A 344-nucleotide genomic window follows, 5' to 3' on the forward strand; every position below is an offset into this window, starting at 1 on the left:
GAAAGTGCGGCAATCCATCCAGAGACCGGAGAGCTTTGGATAGCCGAAATGGGACCCTTGGGTGGTGATGAACTACAGGTAGCCACAGCCGGAAAGAACTACGGATGGCCTGTAGTAAGTTGGGGCGACAACTATGACGGCAGCGAAATCCCGAAACCTGATACCCGTCCGGAATTTGAAGATGTGGTTTTGAAATGGACTCCAACCATCTCTCCTTCAGGAATGATCTTTTACGACGGAGATATGTTCCCCGAATGGAAGAACAGCATGTTTATTGGCGGACTTACCAGTAGTGGATTGGTTCGTGTGAATGGAAACGGTGCACAGGCAGAAGAGGTGGAAAG

1 protein-coding gene is annotated in these 344 nt (G+C 50.0%); it reads left to right on the top strand.

The genetic code is table 11. The features are described from left to right. A partial coding sequence (locus HC175_RS21515) for a PQQ-dependent sugar dehydrogenase (RefSeq protein ID WP_168139957.1) occupies positions 1–344 on the top strand: 344 nt, incomplete at both ends.

The sequence above is a fragment of the Salinimicrobium oceani genome, assembly GCF_012037645.1.